Raw genomic sequence first — 18168 nt, forward strand, 5'->3', positions numbered from 1 at the left:
CCGTAGTGTGGACTGCTGACTGACTGGCTACAACACCTATTCCGTCGATGCGTCGATGGGTGGGTTCTCGGACTTCCATCCGAGAACAACCGTTACGACCGGAGGAACTCGGTGACCGACGGTCAAAAATATCGAAGACGGATATCTTTGACTGACCCGTCGATGCTTATCGCTACTAGTAGTCTGATGGGATCGCAGTGACCGTCGTCGAATCCCACTCTCGTTGTCCGACCTCGTTTTCGACCGTTAGCGAGACGTAGTGCTCACCGGACATTTCGAAGGTGTATTCGAAGGACTCTTCGGATACTCCATCGATGAGTCCTTCCTCTTCGTGCTCGACAATCCACTGATACTCGAGGGAACCGCCTTCGGGATCAGAGGAGTTGCTGCCGTCGAACGTCACAGTGTCACCGACCCAGAAGATGTCGCTCTCGGGTTCGATCTCCAGTTCTGGAACCGGCGGTTCCCGGTTCGGATCGGCTACTTGGAGGAACGTCGACTGGAAACTCTCTTCACCGTTGTCGCCCTCGACGTTGACTTCGACGAGGTACTCTCCCGGCTGGTCGAACGTGTACTCGACCTCCATACCGGAGCGTCGAACGTAGCGTTCCGTTCGGTCAGGTGAATTGTAGATGATACGCCAGTCTGCGGATTGGATTCCCGGATCAGTAACGCGAGAGTAGGCTTCGAGAGTCGTGGATGTACCGACGTCCACTGGCGTGTCGATATCGATTCCAGCGAAGGGTATCCCGTCTTCCGGTCTGTCGTCGATGACTGTGACGTTCCAGGTCGTAAATTCCTGGTGACCGGTCTCAGTTTCGACGCTGAGCCCGATGACGTGATTGCCGACGTGCTCGAACTGGTACTCGAAGGTCCCATCGGACCCGCCGGCGAGGAGGCCTTTGTCGTAGTGGTCGACTGTCCACTGGTAGGAGAGGCTTCCGCCGGCGGAAGCATCGGACCGAGTTCCGGAGAGTTCGATCGTATCTCCGACTTCGAGGTTCTGACCGAGGTCATCCTCGTTCGCTACCGTCATGATTGGAACGGGCGGTTCCGAATTGGAACCGGAAACTTCTACGAATTTCGACTGGAAGCTCTCTTCGCCGTTGTCTCCCTCGACGTTAACTTCGACGAGGTATTCTCCCGGCTGGTCGAACGTGTATTCGATTTCCATGCCGGAGCGTCGAACGTGACGTTCCGTTCGATCAGGCGAATTGTAGACGATCCGCCAGTCTGCGGCTTCGATTTCCGGATCGGTGACGCGAGAGTAGGCTTCGAGAGTCGTGGACGTGCCGACCTCGAGCGGCGTATCGATGTCGATGCCAGCGAAGGGCATCCCGTCTTCCGGGCTGCCGTCGATGACCGTGACGTTCCAGGTCGTGAATTCTCGGTTGCCGCCGTCAGTTTCGACGCTGAGCCCGATGACGTGGTTGCCAACGTGCTCGAATTGGTACTCGAACGTTTCATCGGACCCACCGGCGAGTAGCCCTTCGTCGTAGTGATCGACTGTCCACTGGTAGGAGAGGCTCCCGCCATCGGGGTCGACGGACTGAGTGCCGGAGAGTGTAACTGTGTCTCCGACTTCGAGATTCCGCCCGAGTTCGTCGTTATTTTCCACACTCATGACCGGGACCGGTGTGCTACTCGCTGTGACCGTATTACTGCTAAAGAACGCTCCGGTTCCGGCTACACCCACGATACCTGCCTTTTGAAGGACGCTTCTCCTTGTTGAACCACTGTCTCCGAACATCAAATTAGCAACTGCTGTGAAGATATTAAAATGTTTCTAATAACAATATCTATAGGAAATTCCATTATGTATCTGTTGAATAGATGTATCAGTGCTTCCCAAATTGGTTCTATTCCCGTCGAAGCGAACGAAACAGTGTCTGCTGGGCATATCAGCGACGTCCGGATCAGTAGTCGACGTATACCGACGGATGCGAGTCAGGATTCCGTGTCGTCACCGTCGGACTCGTCGACGACGAACACCAGTCCGCCGTCCTTGAGGCCGCCGAGTCGAACGCGAGCCGCGAACGTGTCGCCCGAGTTCCGCTGGCCGGTACAGGTGCCGGTCCACCGCCACCCCTCAGTAATGGTCGGGAGCGCCGCCGATTCGAGATGGTCGACGGCGTCGTCGGTGAACAGTTCCCGCCACGGCGTCCCGGGGAGAGAGGCGTGATCGAAGCCGAACTGCATCGCGAAGGAGCGACTCGCGAACTGGATCTCGTCGTCCGTATCCACGATCGCGACGGCGTCGCCCGCGAACTCGATGCTCGCCAACGACCGCCGTGACAGCGTCGCTAGCCGGTGGCGCTCGAGGAGATCGTGGACGCGGTCGGCGAGCCGCCCGGTCGCCTCGGACCGTTCGATGACGGCGGTCCAGTCGTACGATCGGACCGCGGCCGCGAGGTCGGCCGTTCGCTCGTCCGCGAGGACGACGACGGGCAGTTCGGCTGCGGTGGTTCTGACCATCTCGAGGTGATCGTCGACGGCTGCGACGATGTCACCGTCCGCTCCGTGGGGGTCGGTCTCTCCAGCCGCCTGCGGCGTGACGATGAGGCAGTCGATCGCCTCGAGTCGCTCCCACGCGTCCACGAGCGTGGCCGCCGTTTCCACGGTGAGGTCGGTCCCGTCGTCGAACGCGCGTTCGATGCGGTCGCGATCCGAATCGGCGGCGACTACCAGGAGGGTCAGTTGTGACCGACGCGTGCGTTCGGTCGGATCGGCCATCTCCGTCGTGGGAATTAGCATCGGGATCGACCTCGGGTAGAACCCGTTCGATCGCGCCTTCGCGGCTCGAGCCGGCTCGTCGTGGCCCCTCGTCGTGGCTGGCTACTGGCGACCGTCGGTCTCGAGTCGAACCGTCGCCGGTTATCCGCTCGCATGGACTATCCCGTCGACCGCGACGGTTCCGTCGCTGCCGACCTCGACCAGCACTCCGTCGTACTCGAACTCGACGCGAACCCCGCCGCTCGAGTCGGGGCCACAGAGCCGGTCGAGTGCCTCGGGATCGACGACGTTGTACAGTGGCTCGAGTTCGTGTGCGTCGGTATTGGTCGCGTCCGCGAGGGCCTCGACGATCCGCAGACTGATAGAGTCGCTGTGGTAGTCCAGTGTGGTTTCGTGCATCTTAGTTCGAACGAGGCGACCGACCGGTATCCGCCTGCCCGTTATACACGTAATTTCGTCGCGGATGCGACACTACGTGTATAGTGTCCGCGTGGAATCGCGGGCCGGCGGCGGCGTTCGATCGGCCGATGGCTCGAATCGGCGTGACCTTGGCCCACGGCCGGAGCTGGCGTTCCTGCTCGCTATTCCGCTATACCTCACAGATGAAATTTACGATATATTACGAGGAACGAACCGCTCGTATCATTGTCGGTCGTTCCATAGGTGGGGTATGGATGTTACCGCGGTCCACACCGGGACGCTCGCGGATGCTCCGCGACACCTGCTTGCCGCCCTCCTCGTGGTCGTCGGCGTACTGCTCGCCGTCGGGACCGGAACGCCGCTTCCCGACCTCGCGGCGATTGGGATCGGGTCGGAACCGGGATCGGGCCTCTTCTTTTTGGGTCTCGCCGCACGGCGCGGCTCTGACCGGACGGACGATATCGAACGGTTGACCGACGATCTGCGGCGGTTCGTCTCGCGGATCGACGGCGACGGACCCGCCCCGTTCGCCGACGAGCCCGCGACCGTCGCCGAGCCCGATGACTGCTCCGCCGGCGACGAGCCGGTCGATTTCACGATCGACCGGGACGACGAGGTCGGCCAGCTTGCGGCGGTCGTCGATGATCTGGCCGCGTCGGTCCGTGAACGCGAGCGCCGGCGCGCCGAGAGCGAACGCTACCGCCGGGACCTGTACCGGATCACGTCCGATCCCGACCTGCAGGGCGAGGCGAAAGTCCGCCGGCTGCTCGAGCTCGGCTGTGATCGACTGGGCGTCGAGACGGGGCTCGTTTCGCGAATCGACGAGGCTGACGGCCGATATGCAGTCGAAACCGCGGTCGGACGCGACGGCGAACTCGAGGGCACCGAACTTGATCTGTCGACGATCTACTGCCGAGACACCGTCACGTCGGACGATATCCTCGGAATCCACGACGCCGCGGCGACGGGACGGGAGGATCATCCGGCGGCCGAGGAACTCGGAATCAGCTGCTACGTCGGCGGGAAGATCGTCGTCGAAGGCGAACTCTACGGGACGCTGTGCTTTCTGAACCGCGAGCCGCGAGACGAACCGTTCACGCCGGCCGAAACGTCGTTCGTCGACCTGATGACCCGCTGGATCAGCCACTCGTTCGAACGCCACGCGTCCGTTCGGACCATCAGGGAGCGAGAGCGACGCCTCGAGCGGGCACAAGCGTTCACCGACGACATACTGGACGCGTTAGACGACGTGTTCTACATCCTCGACGAGGACGGCGAGGTACGACGCTGGAACGAGAGCCTCGCCGCGGTGACCGGCTATACGGACGCCGAGATCGCGGAGATGCACGCGCTCGACTTCTTCGACGAAACGGATCGCTCGCGGATCTCGACCGCGATCGAGGTCGCCTACGAGACGGGCGATACCCGGACGGAAGCGGAGCTCGTGACGACCGCCGGCGAGCGGATCCCCTACGAGTTCGTCGCCTCGCCGCTCGAGGCGCCGACGGGAGAGACGGTACTCGCCGGAATCGGCCGTGATATCAGCGAGCGCGAGGAGACCGAACGCCGGCTCCGCGAGCGCGAGGCGCGCCTCGAGCGGACCACGCGCCTGCTCGAGCAGTCCCAGCAGCTGGCGGCCGTCGGCGCGTGGGAACTCGATGTGACGACAGCACCCGCCGAGATGCAATGGACCGACGAGGTCTACCGGATCCACGGCCTCTCGCCGGACGAGGAGATCGATCTCGAGCGCGCGATCGAGTTCTATCATCCGGACGACCGACCGCAGATTCGCCGGGCCGTCGAGCGCGCACTCGAAGACGGCGAGGCATACGATCTGGAACATCGCGTCCAGACGATCGACGGCGACGTTCGCTGGGTCCGTTCGATCGGCGAACCCGTTCGAGCTGACGGCGATGACGGCGAGATAATCGCGCTCCGCGGGGCGTTTCAGGACATCACCGAGCGCAAGGAGCGCGAACGCGAACTCGAGCGCGCCGAGACGATCATTCAGGCGCTCGACGAACTGGTGTACACGCTCGACGCGGACGGGCAGTTTCGCTTCCTGAACGATGCCACGGCCTCGGTCGCCGGCTACGACCCCGAGGAACTGCTCGGCGAACACGTCTCGGTGGTGATGGCCGACGGCGACCTCGAGATCGCACGAGAGCGCGTCCGCGAGTTACTCCGCGCCGACGAACCGTCCCGGACGTTCGAGATGGCCCTCGAGACCGCCGACGGCGACGTGATCGACGCGGAGAACCACATGGCGCTGTTGCCGACGGTCGACGGCGAGTTCAGCGGGACGGCGGGGGTCCTCCGCGATATCACCGAGCGCAAGGAGCGCGAACGCGACCTCGAGCGGACGACGGAACTGCTCGAGCAGGCCGAGCGGCTCGCGGGGATGGGCGGCTGGGAACTCGATGTCCGGGACGACTCACAGGAGGTGACGCTTACAGGCGGACTGCGTCGGCTGTACGAACTCCCGTCGGGCGCGGCGATCGACGCCGAACGGGCGGCCTCGTTCCCGCACCCGGACGACCGGGCAGCAGTTCTCGACACCGTCGACGCGGCGCTCGAGGACGGCGAGAGTTACGAGATCGAACACCGCATGCTGACGGCCGACGGGAACGAACGGTGGATCCGATCGGTCGGCGAACCCGTCCGAGAGGACCGGGAGGGACGCCGCCCTGCCGACGCCCGATCGGCGGCCGACGGCGACGAGATCGTCGGCGTCCGCGGGACGATCCAGGACATCACCGACCACAAGGAACGCGAACTGGCGCTCGAGTCGCTCCACGGCGCCGCCCGCGACCTCCTCGGGACCGAGACCGACCGGGAGGTCGCGGAGCTGGTCGTCGAGACGGCCGCGGAGATCCTCGAGCCCTCGAGCGTGGCCGTCTACGGCCTCGATTCCAACGTGAATCGACTCGAGCCGATCGCCGTCACCGACGGGTTCGAACGGCTCTGTGACGGCGCGTCGTCGGTCGCCGTCGGCGACGGCGACTCCGTCCTCTGGAACGCCTACGTGACGGGGACGGGGACGGTCGTTGACGATCCGGCCTCGTTCGATCGGTCGCCGGTCTTCGGCCCGGACGTCGAGAGCGGGATCGTCGTGCCGATCGGCGACCACGGCGTCTTCGCGGTCGCGTCGGGCGGCGACCCGATCGACGCCGCGGCCCGGCAGTTGATCGAGACGCTCGTGGCCACGACCGAGGCCGCGTTCGACCGCCTCGAGAGCGAGGCCAGCCTCCGCGAGCGGGAAACCGAACTCGAGGAACGGAACCGGCGGCTCAACCGCCAGATCGAGATCACGGAACTCATCAGACGGATCGATCAGGTGCTCATCGGCGCGGACGGCCGCGAGGAGATCGAACGGACCGTCCCCGAACGGCTGCTCGAGGCCGACGCCGTCTCCTTTGCGTGGATCGGGGCCCTCGACGCCAGCGGCACCCGCCTCGAGCCCCGCGCGTGGGCCGGCTCCGGGCAGGCGTACTTAGACGACGTGCCCCTCGAGTACGACGCGTCGGCCGAGCCGTCGGTTCGGACCGCCCGAAGCGAAACGCCGACGGTCGTCTCGAACACCGTGGACGGACTGCAGGGCGAGGACTGGCGGCGACGGGCGCTGGACCGCGGATTCCAGTCGGTTATCAGCGTCCCGCTCTCCTACGCGGAGTATACCTACGGCGTCCTCACGGTCTACGCCGACGAGCCGGACGCGTTCGGCGACCTCGAGCGGACGGTCGTGACGGAGCTCGGCGAGGGGATTGCGAACGCGATCACCGCCGTCAAAACGCGGGAGGCACTGCACGCCGAGACGCTGCTCGAACTCACGCTCCGGCTCGAGGGCTCGGACGACATCCTCTCGCGGCTCGCGACGGCGACGGGGGCCCGCGTCGAGTACGAGGGCCTCGGTGCCCACTCGTCCGACGAGACGCTCCTGTTCTTCGAGACCGGCGGCGTCCCGGCCGACGACGTGCGGGCGGCCCTCGACGACCTCGTCTCGGTCACGTCGTATCGACTGATCAGCGACGCGGACGGCGGCTGTCGCTTCGAGGCGACCGTCGCGAGCGACGTCCTCGCCGCGCGGCTGGTCCGCCGCGGCGGCAGCCCGCGCTCGATGCACGCCGACGGCGACCAGTTGGAGCTCACTGTCGACGTGCCGACGGGCACCGACGTTCGCGAGTTCGTCGACGTGCTCCGAGAACAGTACGCGACCGTCGAACTGCGGGCTCGCCGCCACGTCGAGCGCTCCATGGGCACGCGGAGCGAACTCGTCACCTCCCTGTTCGACATGCTGACCGACCGGCAACTCGAGGTGCTGCGGACGGCCTACTTCGCCGGCTTCTTCGACTGGCCCCGCGAGAGCACCGGCGAGGAGATCGCCGAGATGCTCGGCGTGACCCAGCCGACGGTCAACCGACACCTGCGGATCGGCCAGCGGCGGCTGTTAGCGCAGTTGTTCGAGGACGAGTCCGCCGTCCCGGCGGAGTGAGCGGCTGGGTCGCACGGCCACGTCGGCTCGAGTCCCGGGAGAGGAACGCACAAGGGGTCGGTGACCGTACCACGTCGCATGGCAACTCCGTCTCGCCGTCGGACCGACGGGCCGATCCGTTCGATACTCGTCGCCGCCGGGCTCGCGATCGTCGGACTCGGATCCCAACAGGTGACGACGATCCCCGCGTTCCTGCTGGATTCACAGTTGATCTACGAACCGACGGAGGCGTCGATCGGCAGCCGCGCGCTGCTGTTGATCCTCGGGTTCGTCGGGTTCGTCCTCGTCGGCGGCCTCTATCTCGCCGTCACCGACCGCGGCTGGTCGTACGTCGACCTCCGAACGCCGACGCGCCGGGACTGGGGCTACGTCCTCGCCGGCATCGTCGGCAGCCTCGCCTTTTACGTCCTCATCAGCGTGCTCGTGCAGTTTCTCTCGCTGCCGACCGCGGACAACTCAGTCACGACCTATATCGGCGACGACCAGACGATGGTGCTGGTCATGATCGTCATCGTCTTCGTCTTCAACGCGCCGACCGAGGAGTTCCTCTACCGGAACATCGTCCAGAAGCGCCTCTACGACGCCTTTTCGCGTCCGCAGGCGGTCGTCATCGCCAGCGCCATCTTCGGGCTGATTCACTTCCCGGTCTACGCCGTCCTCTCCGAGTCGCTGCTCGCGACCGCCGTTCCCGTCGCGGTCGTCTTCGGCGGCGCGATGATCTTCGGATACCTCTACGCGAAAACGGACAACCTCTTCGTTCCGATCGCCGCCCACGCCGCCTTCAACGCCGTCCAGTTCGGGCTGCTCTACATCGCCCTCGAGTACGACCTCGAGACCGCCGACCCGTCGACGTCGATGCTGGTCGAACTCGCGTCGGCCGCGCCGCTGTAGACCGCGATCGCTCGCGACCGCCGCGCCGTCCGTTCCTTTATTACCGACCGGCGGTGAGGGAGTGGTATGTCTCAGGCGAAGGGCGACCGCCGCGAGCGGGAACTCGTCAACGAACTCGACGAGGCCGGCTTCGCGGTGATGCGTGCGCCCGCCAGCGGCTCCGCGACCGAGCGCGAACTCCCCGACGTGCTCGCCGGCGACGGCGAGCAGTTCTACGCGATCGAAGCGAAGTCGAGTTCCGGCGATCCGATCTACCTCACCGGCGAAGAAGTCGAGGCGCTGACCTTCTTCGCCCAGAACTTCGGCGCGAAGCCGCGGATCGGCGTCCGCTTCGACCGCGAGGACTGGTACTTCTTCCACCCCGGCGACCTCCACGTCACCGACGGCGGGAACTACCGCGTCAAGAAGGAGACGGCCCTCGCCGACGGCACCGACTTCCCCGAGTTCACCGGCCAGTCCGAGAAGGTCACGCTCGAGGAAGTCGGCGACGCCGGCGACGACGGACCGGACGAAGATACCCTGCGCGTGCTCAACGCCGTCCAGCAGGGGGTCATGGACGTCGACGAGGCCGCGGACCTGCTCGAGTGAGTGCCCCTCGGAGCCCGCCAGTCTGCCGTCGTTCTCGGCGCGCAACCGGGTAATTTATCCGGGATAGTTAGAATTCCTACGTATGTCGACGGGCTCCGGATGGGGGTCCCCGGTCGTCACCGGCGTTTCCGTCGTGACGTTCGCGACCGCGACGATCGGGGTGGCCGCGATCGGCTGGATAACGAGTCTGCTTCTGTGGACGGTCGCGATCGGTCCCGGTTCAGCGCCGACTGCGGCGACCGTCTTCGCGGCCGTTCCGCTGCTCGTCCTCGGGTACGTCGCCGTCTCCGCGGAGGGGTACCCCACGCTTTCGATGGCCGCCTACGTGGTCTGTCTCGCGGGTGCGACGGTCGCCTTCCTCGCCGCCGTCTGGACGACGGTGTTCCTGTTCGTCGTGATCCCGCTCGGGATCGACGGTGCGGCGACCGCGGCGGGGGTCGTTACGCTCGGGCTCGCCGTCGCCATCGCGGCGGTCTCGGTGGCGGCGGTCACCGCGGTCGGGGAGTCGACGGACTGGACGCTCGTGTTTCGAATGGCCGTCGCGGTTCTCCTGCTCGTGCTCGTCACCGTCGGCTTTCTCGCGACGCTCTGGCTCCTCGCGTTCGCCCTCTCGGCGCTGGTCGTCGGGCCGATCCTCGGGGTGTATACGGCCGGCGGGATCACTCTCCTCGTGCTAATCGCGCTCGGCTACCGCGAGTACGCGCAGGTCGCGTCCATCGAACAACGAGCGGACGCGACGCCGACGACCGCCGACGACCTGCCCGGTATCCACGCGACGACGACGGCGGTCGCGTCCCAGCTCGGCGTGCCGGTGCCGACGATTTCCATCTCCGAAACCCACGCTCCGGAAGCGATGGTCGTCGGCTTTCGTCCGAGCGACACACACCTCATCCTCTCCTATGGCGCCGTCACCGCCCTCTCCGACGACGAACTCGAGGCGGTCATCGCCCACGAACTCGCCCACGTGGCGAACAGGGACGCGATGGTGATGACGGCCGTCTCGACGCCGGTCGTCCTCGCCGACGGCCTGCGGGCGCGGGTCCGCGATGACCTGCCGTTCCGCGGCGATCGACGGCGAACTGACGAGGAGTGGGCACCGCCCGCGGAGGAACCCGACCCCGAGACGGAGTGGGGCGAGGCGGAGATTTTCGGGCCGAACGACGAGTGGCGAGCGGCGACGCATCCGCCCGATCCGGACGACGACGAGGACGACGAGAGCGACGGCTGGCTCCTCAGTCTGGTGTTGTTCGTCGTCGCGACCGCCGCGTGGCTCGGAAGCCGCGCGATCACCGCCGTCCTCTCGCGGGCGAGGGAGACGGCCGCGGATCGCACCGCCGTCGAGGTGACCGGGTCGCCGGCCGCCCTCGCCGGCGCGCTGCGGGCGCTCGACGACCGCATCGCAGCGACGCCGAACCGAGACCTGCGCGAGGTCGCGAGCGTCTCGTCGCTGTCGATCCTGCCGCTCGAGCCGATGACGACCGACCCGGAGACTCCCGATTCTGTCCTCGGCGGGCTCCGACACGGGCTCTCCCGGCTCCGGGTCCGGCTGTTCCGGACCCATCCGCCGACCGAACAGCGCCTCGCCGAACTCGAGGCACTCGAGCGGGAGCGCCGCTGATCGGTCGGCATCGAACTCGGAAAATCGGCGGCCGAGACCGGTCTACGCCGCCGTCTCGAGGCGGGTCCGCGGGAAGACGTAGACCTTCAGCGACGCGGGAACGACGCCGTTTCGGGCCACGGTGGCGTGGGGGTAGACCGCGCCGACGACGGGCACGTCGGGGTGGTAGCCCTCGTTCGTCCCGTACTCGGCGACGGTGCAGTCGGCCGAGCCGATTTCGACGGCGTCGGCCCGCAGGTCAGAGACGTCGACGACGGTGAGGCGGTCGCCCGTCTCGCGGTCGATAACGGTGTCGCCGGGGCCGATCGCGTGCTCGTCGCAGTAGAACGGCGCGGTCGCGTCCTCCGCGACGAACATCGTCTCGTCGCAGTCGTGGCAGGTGACCGAGACCTCGCCCGGCGGCGGGGTGCGCCCCTCCGTGATCTCGATCGCGACCCGGCGGATGTGCTTACAGCGGGCCTCGCGGAAGACGTGATCCGGACAGGTACACCTACTCGCCTCGAGATCGACGAGATAGGTGTGGTCGCTCGCGGACTCGACCTCGTAGAGGCCGTCGCCCAGCGGCAACACCGACATCGGCTCGGTTCGCGCCCGGCGCGAGCGCTCGGTGAGATGGTCGGCAGACGGTACGTGAAGCGGCGCTTTCGGTGACGCTGTTGTTTTCATAGGTGCGTCGAGATGGGATTCGCTGGTCGGCTGGCTATTCGACGTAAATAGGGCCTCGAGGGCAATAACGGCCGCGCCTGCATGTTCAAGTACGACCTTTATGCCGGGTATGCCCGCGGCGATCGGCCCCCAGCCAACGCCGCTTGACCCCCTTCGAAGCGCTTTTCACCGGGCCGACGAAAGCGATTAGTCAATGGTCGAACGCGAACAGCTCGTCGAAATCGCCGTGTCCGTGGGTTCGGTCGTCCTGATGATCGCGGCCATGATCTACGTCGGCTCCGCCTACGGAACCGAAAACAGCACGCTCTCGCCGGAGGGCGGTCAGATGCTCGTCGGGGTTATCATCGGGTTTATCCTCCTGATGACCGCGGTCGGCATCGCGCTGGCCTACACGCTGAACGATCCCGAGGACGGCCTCGAGGCGAACGACGATGACGACGTCGACGCACAGGGCACGTTCTGAACCCGTCGGTACGCTTTTCTCCTTGGACGTCTGACATTCGGTATGGTGAGTTCCGACGACACGCCGACCCGACGCTATCGCTCCCGACTCGGCCGAGTCGCCGCCGTCGTCACGGTCGCGTTGCTCGGTTCGTCGCTGCTCGTGCGGTCGACAGCGATCGTCGACCCGGTCACCGCCATCGGCGGGTTGCTCGTCTTCTCGGCGCTTGCAATCGGCCTCGAGTGGCGACGATCCGCGACGGACGATCCGTCCTCCGCTGACGAGTCCGACGAGGATCGCTCGAACGTCTGGGACGCGATTCCGTCGTGGCAGTACGGGGGCCGTCACGTCGAGTCCGGCGGTATCACCCGCGGCGAACAGGAACGGGCGCTGCAGGACATTCAACGACAGGCCGACGAACTGTCGGACGAACCGCCGGAAAACTAATCGGTCGACGGTTTCGATCGAGCGCGGACCGACCGCGGAGTCAGTCGCCGCTCGCTGACTGGCCGTCGTCCTCCGCTTCTCGCCAGTCCTCGAGTTCCTCGTCGTCGGCGTCGTCGATCCGCTGCTCGTAGTAGGCCATCGGGTGCGGAATCCGCTCGCAGAGGTCGTCTTTGTTCACGCAGTCGCCGTAGGACTGCATGGTCGCACACGAGGGGGCCGAGTACTCCGTCGGCGAGCTATCACCGCGGATGTGGTCGGTCTGGTAGCGGGTCATCTCCTCGCCGAACGACGAGTTGACGCGGTAGAGGTCGACGACCTGGTCGGTGGTCATCCCGATGCTCGTCAGGAAGGCGGTGATCGCGAACCGGGAGTGGTGGGGCAGGTGCTCGCCCTTCTGGATCTGGTCGAGCAGGGCCTTCATACACGGCGGGAACAGGTCCGGAACGACGGTATCGATGTCCTGTGTCAACTCGAGGTCGGCGAGTACCTCTCGGATCTCGGCGGTCTCGTCCTCGAGGACGGTCGCGATGGCGTCGGGCACCTCGAAGGGAAGCCCGTCCTCGATGCGACCCCGGATCGCTTCCCGGAGGAGCGTGAGCAGTTCCTCCTCGTCGACGGGGACTTCGCCGGCTTCTAACGGCTGGTTGACGAGTCGCCACTCGTCGTCCCACAGGTCTTCGGCCAGCGGCAGGTAGGTGCCGACGTCGATTCGGTACTCCTCGCCGCTCGCCTCGCGGACCGCATCCCGGAGGTCGAACTCCGCGAGCAGTTCGTCGAGTTCCAGCCCCGTCGACTCGACGCTTTTCAGTTCGGTGGTATCGGCCATGTCGGCGGTGAACCGCTCGTAGGCCGTCGCGGCCTCGGCCCGGGCGTACTTGCGGACGAGCACGCGTTCGTCGACCATCGAGACGAGCACTCGGGCGACCGGATAGGAGAGCAATTCGATCCGGGCGTCGCGGTGTGGCTCCCCGGTCTCCCCCGACTCGAGCGCGGTAATAACGCGTTGGCGCGCGCGATCGACGACCGCCCGATCCTGTTCGACGACGGTCGCCAGATCGACCGCCTCCGTTGCGACGGACTCGCGGGCCGCCTCGAGAAACGGGTATCGGGCGTGAAGTCGCTGCATCGGTAAAACGATATTACTCCGATGGGATAAACGCGCTGATTAGCATAATCATCTCTTATTACGACCGTCGTTCCGGCGGACGTATCTCGCCGCCCGTTACCCGTGAATAGTCGGCGACGCCGCGGGTAATAAAGTCGGCACCGGCAGTCGACGGCGGCACGCGAGATCGCCCGACGCCGTTTGGCTCCCGTTTCGATGATCGATTTCAAGGGTGTCCGACACGTCGTCTCGAGTATGCCACAGGCGACGAGAGACGGCGTGTCGATCTACTACGAGTACGACCGGAGCGACGGCGAGCGTCGAGCGCCGGTCGTGTTCGTGCAGGGACTCGGATTCGGTCGGTGGATGTGGCGCTGGCAGCGCGCGGCCGTCGCCAGCGAGTACGACGTGGTGGCCCCCGATAACCGGGGGACCGGCCGGTCGGATACCGGCCTCCCGCCGCTGGTTCCGCGGCTCCCGGCCACACTCCGTGCTCCCGTGCTCTTCAAACTGGCCGGCTACTCGGTCGGCGGACTGGCCGCCGATTTGGAGGCCGTCCTCGACGACGCGGGAATCTACGACGCCCACATCGTCGGCGCGAGCATGGGCGGGATGATCGCCCAACGGTACGCGATCGAGTACTCCCGTGCGAAATCGCTGACGCTCTGTTGTACGTCCCACGGCGGCCCCGACGCGGCACCGGTGCCCGACGAGACCCAAGCCCACATGTTCGACACGCCCGACGGCGCGGGCGAGCGGGAGACGCTCCGCCACCGGATGCGGCCCGCGTTCAACGAGCGGTTCACCAACCGGAACCCACATCTCATCGACCGGATTCTCGAGTGGCGACTGGAGCAAGACGCCGACGACCCCGCTCGCGAGGCCCAAGCCGCCGCCGTCCTGAACTTCGACGTCAGCGATCGCCTCGACGGACTTCGAATCCCGACGCTCATCCTCCACGGGACGGACGACCGGGTCGTCCCCGTCGAGAACGCGCGACTGCTCGAGGAGAAAATCTCAGACAGCCGTCTCGAACTCATCGAGGGCGGCTCGCACCTCTTCTTCATCGAGAACGCCGACGACGTGAACGAGCAGTTGCTCGCGTTTCTGGACGAACAGGAGTAACGAGAGTCGTGCCGGCGGTAGGGACTCGAGTGAGTGAGGTCGAGCGGGGAGGCTCAACTGACCGTCGCAGCGGCGTCTCGAATCCGGATCTCGCCGTCGGTTCGGACGCCGATATCGAACGCGTCGTAGGTGAACCACACCTCGTGGGTCCCCGCGTCGCCGACGCGTTGGCCGTGCTCGACGAGGGAGTCGAGCGCGTCGGGATCGACGGCCTCGTACAGCGGCGGGAGGTCGGCCGGCTCCGCCTCTCGGAGCGCGGCGACCGCGGTGACGACGGCCTCGCTCGGCCGCTCGCTGGCGGGATCGAACGTTGCGACGCAACTCGTGTCGCGTGGCTCCGACTCGTCCGTGGAATCGTTCGCGGAGGGCATATGTCATCCGAGAACGAGTGTCCCGGTAGCCGCTCCCCTTTCCATATCGAATTTTTAAGTAGTCCGACGGACGGAACGGCATCGAGTCGCTCCCTCACACCGATGGAGTCGGCGGCGGGAGCCGATACCGAGAAACTGCGAAAACGGCAGTGGCGTTACTCGCTCTGGATGCGCGGCGCGAGCATGTAGGTGACCTGTCCCTGCCCCTCCGCGAAGCCGAAGTAGATCTTGACGGGGAACTCCTCGCCGAGGTCGAGTGTGACCTCGGTGTCTTTCGGGATCGCCTTGTTCATGTCTTTGAGATAGTCGAGCGAGAACAGCGAGTGAGCGGGGCCGACCTGCAGATCGATCAGATCGTCTCGTGTAAGCTCGAGGTGGACGTCGTCGGTGTCGCCCTCCGCGTCGACGTAGAAGTACTCCTCGGTCTCGTCGACGCCGAGCGCGATGTGATCGGAGACCATGTCGGCGGCGGTCACCGAGCGGTTGACGTCTTTGCCCTCGAGGACGACCTCGCCGGGGAGATCGAGGTCCGGAATGTCCGGTTCCTGTCGGATCGAATCGGGGTCGATGAGCGCGAGCGTGTACTCGAGGCCGTCGATCTGGATCTGGAGTTTGCGGGTCTCCTCGTCGAGTTCGAGTTGGATGAGTTGGCCGGATTCGGCCATGCCAGCGATGTCTTCGAGCCGCGAGAGGTCGACACCGATCAGCCCGCCGTCGGCTTCGTACGATTCGAACGCAGCCGCATCGAGCGAGAGGTCGACCATCCCGACGTTCGCGGGGTCGACGGCCCGGATTTCCAGACCGTCCTCCTCGAGGTGGATCTTGCACTCGTCGACCAGCACGCTGATCGAATCCAGCGCGCTGGTGAGCGTTTCGGCGCTCACGATGGCCTTGAACATATAGGTCGGGGTACGGACGGTCGACATAAAAAGCCACCCTTTACGCGCGGACGGAACCTCGGTCGGCGGCGCGGAGGGTGGTTCGGACGGTCACTCGACGGACGGGGAATTCGCGTGCTCACTCGAGGCGAATCACGAACCCGAGACGCGAGACACCACGACCGGTTCTGTCCGCGATCGGGCCTCGTCTCAGTATTCGCTGCGCAACCGGACCTCTTCGTCGGTGATCTCGCCGATCGCGTCGTTTCGGAGCGGATACCGGCTCCCGGTGTCCGGGCCCCAGCCGAGTCTGGTCTTGAGTTCGCCACCGATCTCGTCGTTCGGCTCGACGTAGGCCGTGCCGTCCTCGACGTCGAGGACGACCCCGATTTCGGTGCCGTTGCTGTCGATGACGCGCTTTCCGCCGTCCTCGGCCGTAATCTCGTCGCTCATAGTTGGCGGTCCACGCTTCGGCCGCATAACTGCTGGTCCGGCGCTCGAAACTCGATAGACCGGTCGGAATGGGATACAGACCGGATCGCCGAAACGAAAGGGTTGATAATTCGGTAGCTGGGAGCCTCGGCTAGCGAATGCCTATCGATCAGTTGGTGGCGCTTCTCGAGAACGAGTCGGTCCGCGAGGCCCTCGCCATCGTCTACGACCGATCGGACGGTGGCACGGAGGAACTCGAGTGGAGCGACGTCAGCGACTCGCTGTCGAGCGATCAGTGGGGAACACTCATCGAACGAGAGGTGCTCGTCAGCGCCGGAACCGGATTCGCGATCGCGGAGCCCGACCGAGTCGAGCAGCTCCTCGCGGGAGACGATTCGTCCGAGCGCACAGGGACGGGAGACGAGCCCTCCGAGCACACGGGGCTGGACGATATCGAGTCGCCGTCCTGGACTTCCGCAGACAAGGCCGCGGGCGTGTTCGCACTCTTGCTGTTCGCCGGCTACTGGAACGCCCAGATCCGGAACATCGTCGCGTCGGTCGAGAGCGTCGTACTCGGCCCCGTCGCCGAATTCGTGCCGTTTCACCTCATCATCGTCTTCCTCGCGGTCGTCACCGGGCTCTATTCGACCGTGTTACAATCCAGGCTGTTAGACCGCGAGAAACTCGAGGAGTACAAACAGCGGATGGAGGACCTCCGAGAGCGAAAGGAGGCGGCGACAGAGCGCGGCGACGACGCGGCCCTCGAGCGGATTCAGGAGGAGCAGATCGCGGCCGCCGGCGACCAGCTCGGCATGTTCAAGCTACAGTTCCGGCCGATGGTCTGGATCATGCTGTTGACGATTCCGGTCTTTCTCTGGCTCCGTTGGAAAGTCCGCAGTGGCCATCTCGGTGCCGGTGAAACGGGGCTGGTCGTCCCGCTCGCGGGCTCGGTCACGTGGCAGCAATCCCTCGTCGGCCCGATGCAGACGTGGATCGTCTGGTATTTCGTCTGCTCGATGGCGGCCCGACAGCTCATTCAGAAGACGCTCGATCTCCGGACCGGGTCGTCCTCGTAGCCCTCCGACTGCGGATTCGGCCGTCGAAACGACGAGTCGCGACACCTATCCGTCTCGACCGGCTAGTCGCGATAACTGAGTGACACGCTGATGGCAGGCAAAGACCACTACTACAACAAAGCGAAACAGGAGGGGTATCGCTCGCGAGCGGCCTACAAGCTCAAACAACTCGACGAACTCGAGAACGTCATCGACCGCGGTGACACGGTCGTCGACCTCGGTGCGGCACCGGGCGGCTGGCTCGAGGTCGCGGCCGAGGAAGTCGGCCCGGAGGGCGACGTCATCGGCGTTGACTTCCAGCGCATCAAGGAGTTCGACGACCACGACAACGTCGAGACGCTCCGCGGGGACATGACCGAAGACAAGACCCGGGACCGAGTCATCGACGCCGCCGGCGGTCCGGTCGACGCCGTGATTTCGGACATGGCCCCCAACATGTCCGGCGAGTACTCGCTCGATCAGGCCCGCTCGCTGCACCTCGCGCGACAGGCCTTCGAGACCGCGCTCGAACTCCTCGACAACGGCGGGGACTTCGTCGTGAAGGTCTTCGAGGGACCGGATGTCGACGACTTTCGGGCGGACGTCGAGGAGGAGTTCCAGTACGTCCGCGCGACCTCACCGAAGGCCAGCCGCGACGAGTCCTCCGAGGTCTACTTCATCGCCAAGGGTCGGCTCACCGCCTCGGTGCGGCCGGGCGACGAACTCGAGGTCGAAATCGAGGCCGTCGGCAGCGAAGGCGACGGGATGGCGAGCGTCGACGGCTACCGGCTGTTCGTTCCGGATACCGAGGAGGGCGAGACCGTCGCCGTCCGCGTCGAGGACGTCAAGCCGAACTTCGGGTTCGCCCAGCGGATCGACCGGGACTGACCGACTGAGCGGGCCGA

At 65.6% G+C, this 18168-nt stretch carries 17 protein-coding genes; 9 read left to right on the forward strand and 8 right to left on the reverse strand.

Going from position 1 to position 18168, the window contains the following annotated elements; translation table 11 throughout:
* Positions 1-175 precede the first annotated feature (175 nt).
* The 3 genes from ACT4ML_RS11730 to ACT4ML_RS11740 form a co-directional block, all read right to left on the reverse strand.
* Positions 176-1750: a PKD domain-containing protein gene (locus ACT4ML_RS11730; protein WP_444721031.1), complete on the reverse strand. Its 1575-nt coding sequence runs from the start codon at positions 1748-1750 to the stop codon at positions 176-178.
* A gap of 197 nt (positions 1751-1947) precedes the next feature.
* Positions 1948-2754, reverse strand: coding sequence for a PAS domain S-box protein (locus ACT4ML_RS11735; protein WP_444721032.1), 807 nt, complete (start codon positions 2752-2754; stop codon positions 1948-1950).
* Positions 2755-2874: 120 nt separating this feature from the next.
* On the reverse strand, positions 2875-3132 hold the full coding sequence (locus tag ACT4ML_RS11740) for a HalOD1 output domain-containing protein (protein ID WP_444721033.1): 258 nt from the start codon (positions 3130-3132) through the stop codon (positions 2875-2877).
* A gap of 271 nt (positions 3133-3403) precedes the next feature.
* On the opposite strand from ACT4ML_RS11740, the gene ACT4ML_RS11745 reads away from it, so the two are divergent.
* The 4 genes from ACT4ML_RS11745 to ACT4ML_RS11760 all read left to right on the forward strand — a co-directional run bounded on the left by ACT4ML_RS11745 (position 3404) and on the right by ACT4ML_RS11760 (position 10742).
* Positions 3404-7645: a PAS domain S-box protein gene (locus ACT4ML_RS11745; protein WP_444721034.1), complete on the forward strand. Its 4242-nt coding sequence runs from the start codon at positions 3404-3406 to the stop codon at positions 7643-7645.
* 78 nt (positions 7646-7723) lie between these two features.
* Complete coding sequence (locus ACT4ML_RS11750) at positions 7724-8536, forward strand: lysostaphin resistance A-like protein (protein WP_444721035.1); 813 nt, start codon at positions 7724-7726, stop codon at positions 8534-8536.
* Between the two features lie 66 nt (positions 8537-8602).
* Positions 8603-9124 (forward strand): Holliday junction resolvase Hjc, encoded by a 522-nt coding sequence (gene hjc, locus ACT4ML_RS11755; RefSeq protein WP_444721036.1) that lies wholly within the window; start codon positions 8603-8605, stop codon positions 9122-9124.
* An 82-nt stretch (positions 9125-9206) separates the two neighbouring features.
* Positions 9207-10742, forward strand: coding sequence for a M48 family metalloprotease (locus ACT4ML_RS11760; RefSeq protein ID WP_444721037.1), 1536 nt, complete (start codon positions 9207-9209; stop codon positions 10740-10742).
* A 42-nt stretch (positions 10743-10784) separates the two neighbouring features.
* Here the strand turns inward: ACT4ML_RS11760 and ACT4ML_RS11765 are convergent, their stop codons facing one another.
* Positions 10785-11408 (reverse strand): SWIM zinc finger family protein, encoded by a 624-nt coding sequence (locus ACT4ML_RS11765; RefSeq protein ID WP_444721038.1) that lies wholly within the window; start codon positions 11406-11408, stop codon positions 10785-10787.
* Between the two features lie 193 nt (positions 11409-11601).
* Here ACT4ML_RS11765 and ACT4ML_RS11770 point away from each other — a divergent pair, with 193 nt between their 5' ends.
* Together ACT4ML_RS11770 and ACT4ML_RS11775 are read left to right on the forward strand one after the other, a co-directional pair.
* A complete protein-coding gene (locus ACT4ML_RS11770; RefSeq protein ID WP_444721039.1) occupies positions 11602-11871 on the forward strand; it encodes a DUF7472 family protein in 270 nt (89 codons plus the stop codon).
* Positions 11872-11913: 42 nt separating this feature from the next.
* Entirely contained in the window at positions 11914-12297 is a 384-nt protein-coding gene (locus ACT4ML_RS11775; RefSeq protein WP_444721040.1) for a hypothetical protein, read from the forward strand.
* 40 nt (positions 12298-12337) lie between these two features.
* Here the strand turns inward: ACT4ML_RS11775 and priL are convergent, their stop codons facing one another.
* On the reverse strand, positions 12338-13423 hold the full coding sequence (gene priL / locus ACT4ML_RS11780) for a DNA primase regulatory subunit PriL (RefSeq protein WP_444721041.1): 1086 nt from the start codon (positions 13421-13423) through the stop codon (positions 12338-12340).
* Between the two features lie 234 nt (positions 13424-13657).
* Here priL and ACT4ML_RS11785 point away from each other — a divergent pair, with 234 nt between their 5' ends.
* Positions 13658-14527, forward strand: a complete 870-nt coding sequence (locus ACT4ML_RS11785) for an alpha/beta fold hydrolase (RefSeq protein ID WP_444721042.1) — start codon at positions 13658-13660, stop codon at positions 14525-14527.
* 53 nt (positions 14528-14580) lie between these two features.
* Here ACT4ML_RS11785 and ACT4ML_RS11790 read toward each other — a convergent pair whose 3' ends face one another.
* From ACT4ML_RS11790 to ACT4ML_RS11800, 3 genes are all read right to left on the reverse strand, one after another.
* Positions 14581-14898 carry a HalOD1 output domain-containing protein gene (locus ACT4ML_RS11790; RefSeq protein WP_444721043.1) on the reverse strand — a complete coding sequence of 106 codons (318 nt, stop codon included), beginning with the start codon at positions 14896-14898 and terminating at the stop codon, positions 14581-14583.
* A 155-nt stretch (positions 14899-15053) separates the two neighbouring features.
* The gene (locus ACT4ML_RS11795; RefSeq protein WP_444721044.1) at positions 15054-15797 is read right to left on the reverse strand and encodes a DNA polymerase sliding clamp; all 744 of its coding nucleotides are present in this window, start codon (positions 15795-15797) and stop codon (positions 15054-15056) included.
* A 189-nt stretch (positions 15798-15986) separates the two neighbouring features.
* Positions 15987-16229 carry a PRC-barrel domain containing protein gene (locus tag ACT4ML_RS11800; RefSeq protein WP_444721045.1) on the reverse strand — a complete coding sequence of 81 codons (243 nt, stop codon included), beginning with the start codon at positions 16227-16229 and terminating at the stop codon, positions 15987-15989.
* Positions 16230-16366: 137 nt separating this feature from the next.
* Between ACT4ML_RS11800 and ACT4ML_RS11805 the strand changes: the two genes are divergently transcribed.
* The gene (locus tag ACT4ML_RS11805) at positions 16367-17284 is read left to right on the forward strand and encodes a DUF106 domain-containing protein (RefSeq protein ID WP_444721046.1); all 918 of its coding nucleotides are present in this window, start codon (positions 16367-16369) and stop codon (positions 17282-17284) included.
* Between the two features lie 90 nt (positions 17285-17374).
* A complete protein-coding gene (locus tag ACT4ML_RS11810; RefSeq protein ID WP_444721047.1) occupies positions 17375-18151 on the forward strand; it encodes a 23S rRNA (uridine(2552)-2'-O)-methyltransferase in 777 nt (258 codons plus the stop codon).
* The last annotated feature ends 17 nt before the right edge of the window (positions 18152-18168 follow it).

This window comes from Natrinema sp. LN54, from assembly GCF_052439245.1.
Taxonomy (GTDB): domain Archaea; phylum Halobacteriota; class Halobacteria; order Halobacteriales; family Natrialbaceae; genus Natrinema; species Natrinema versiforme_A.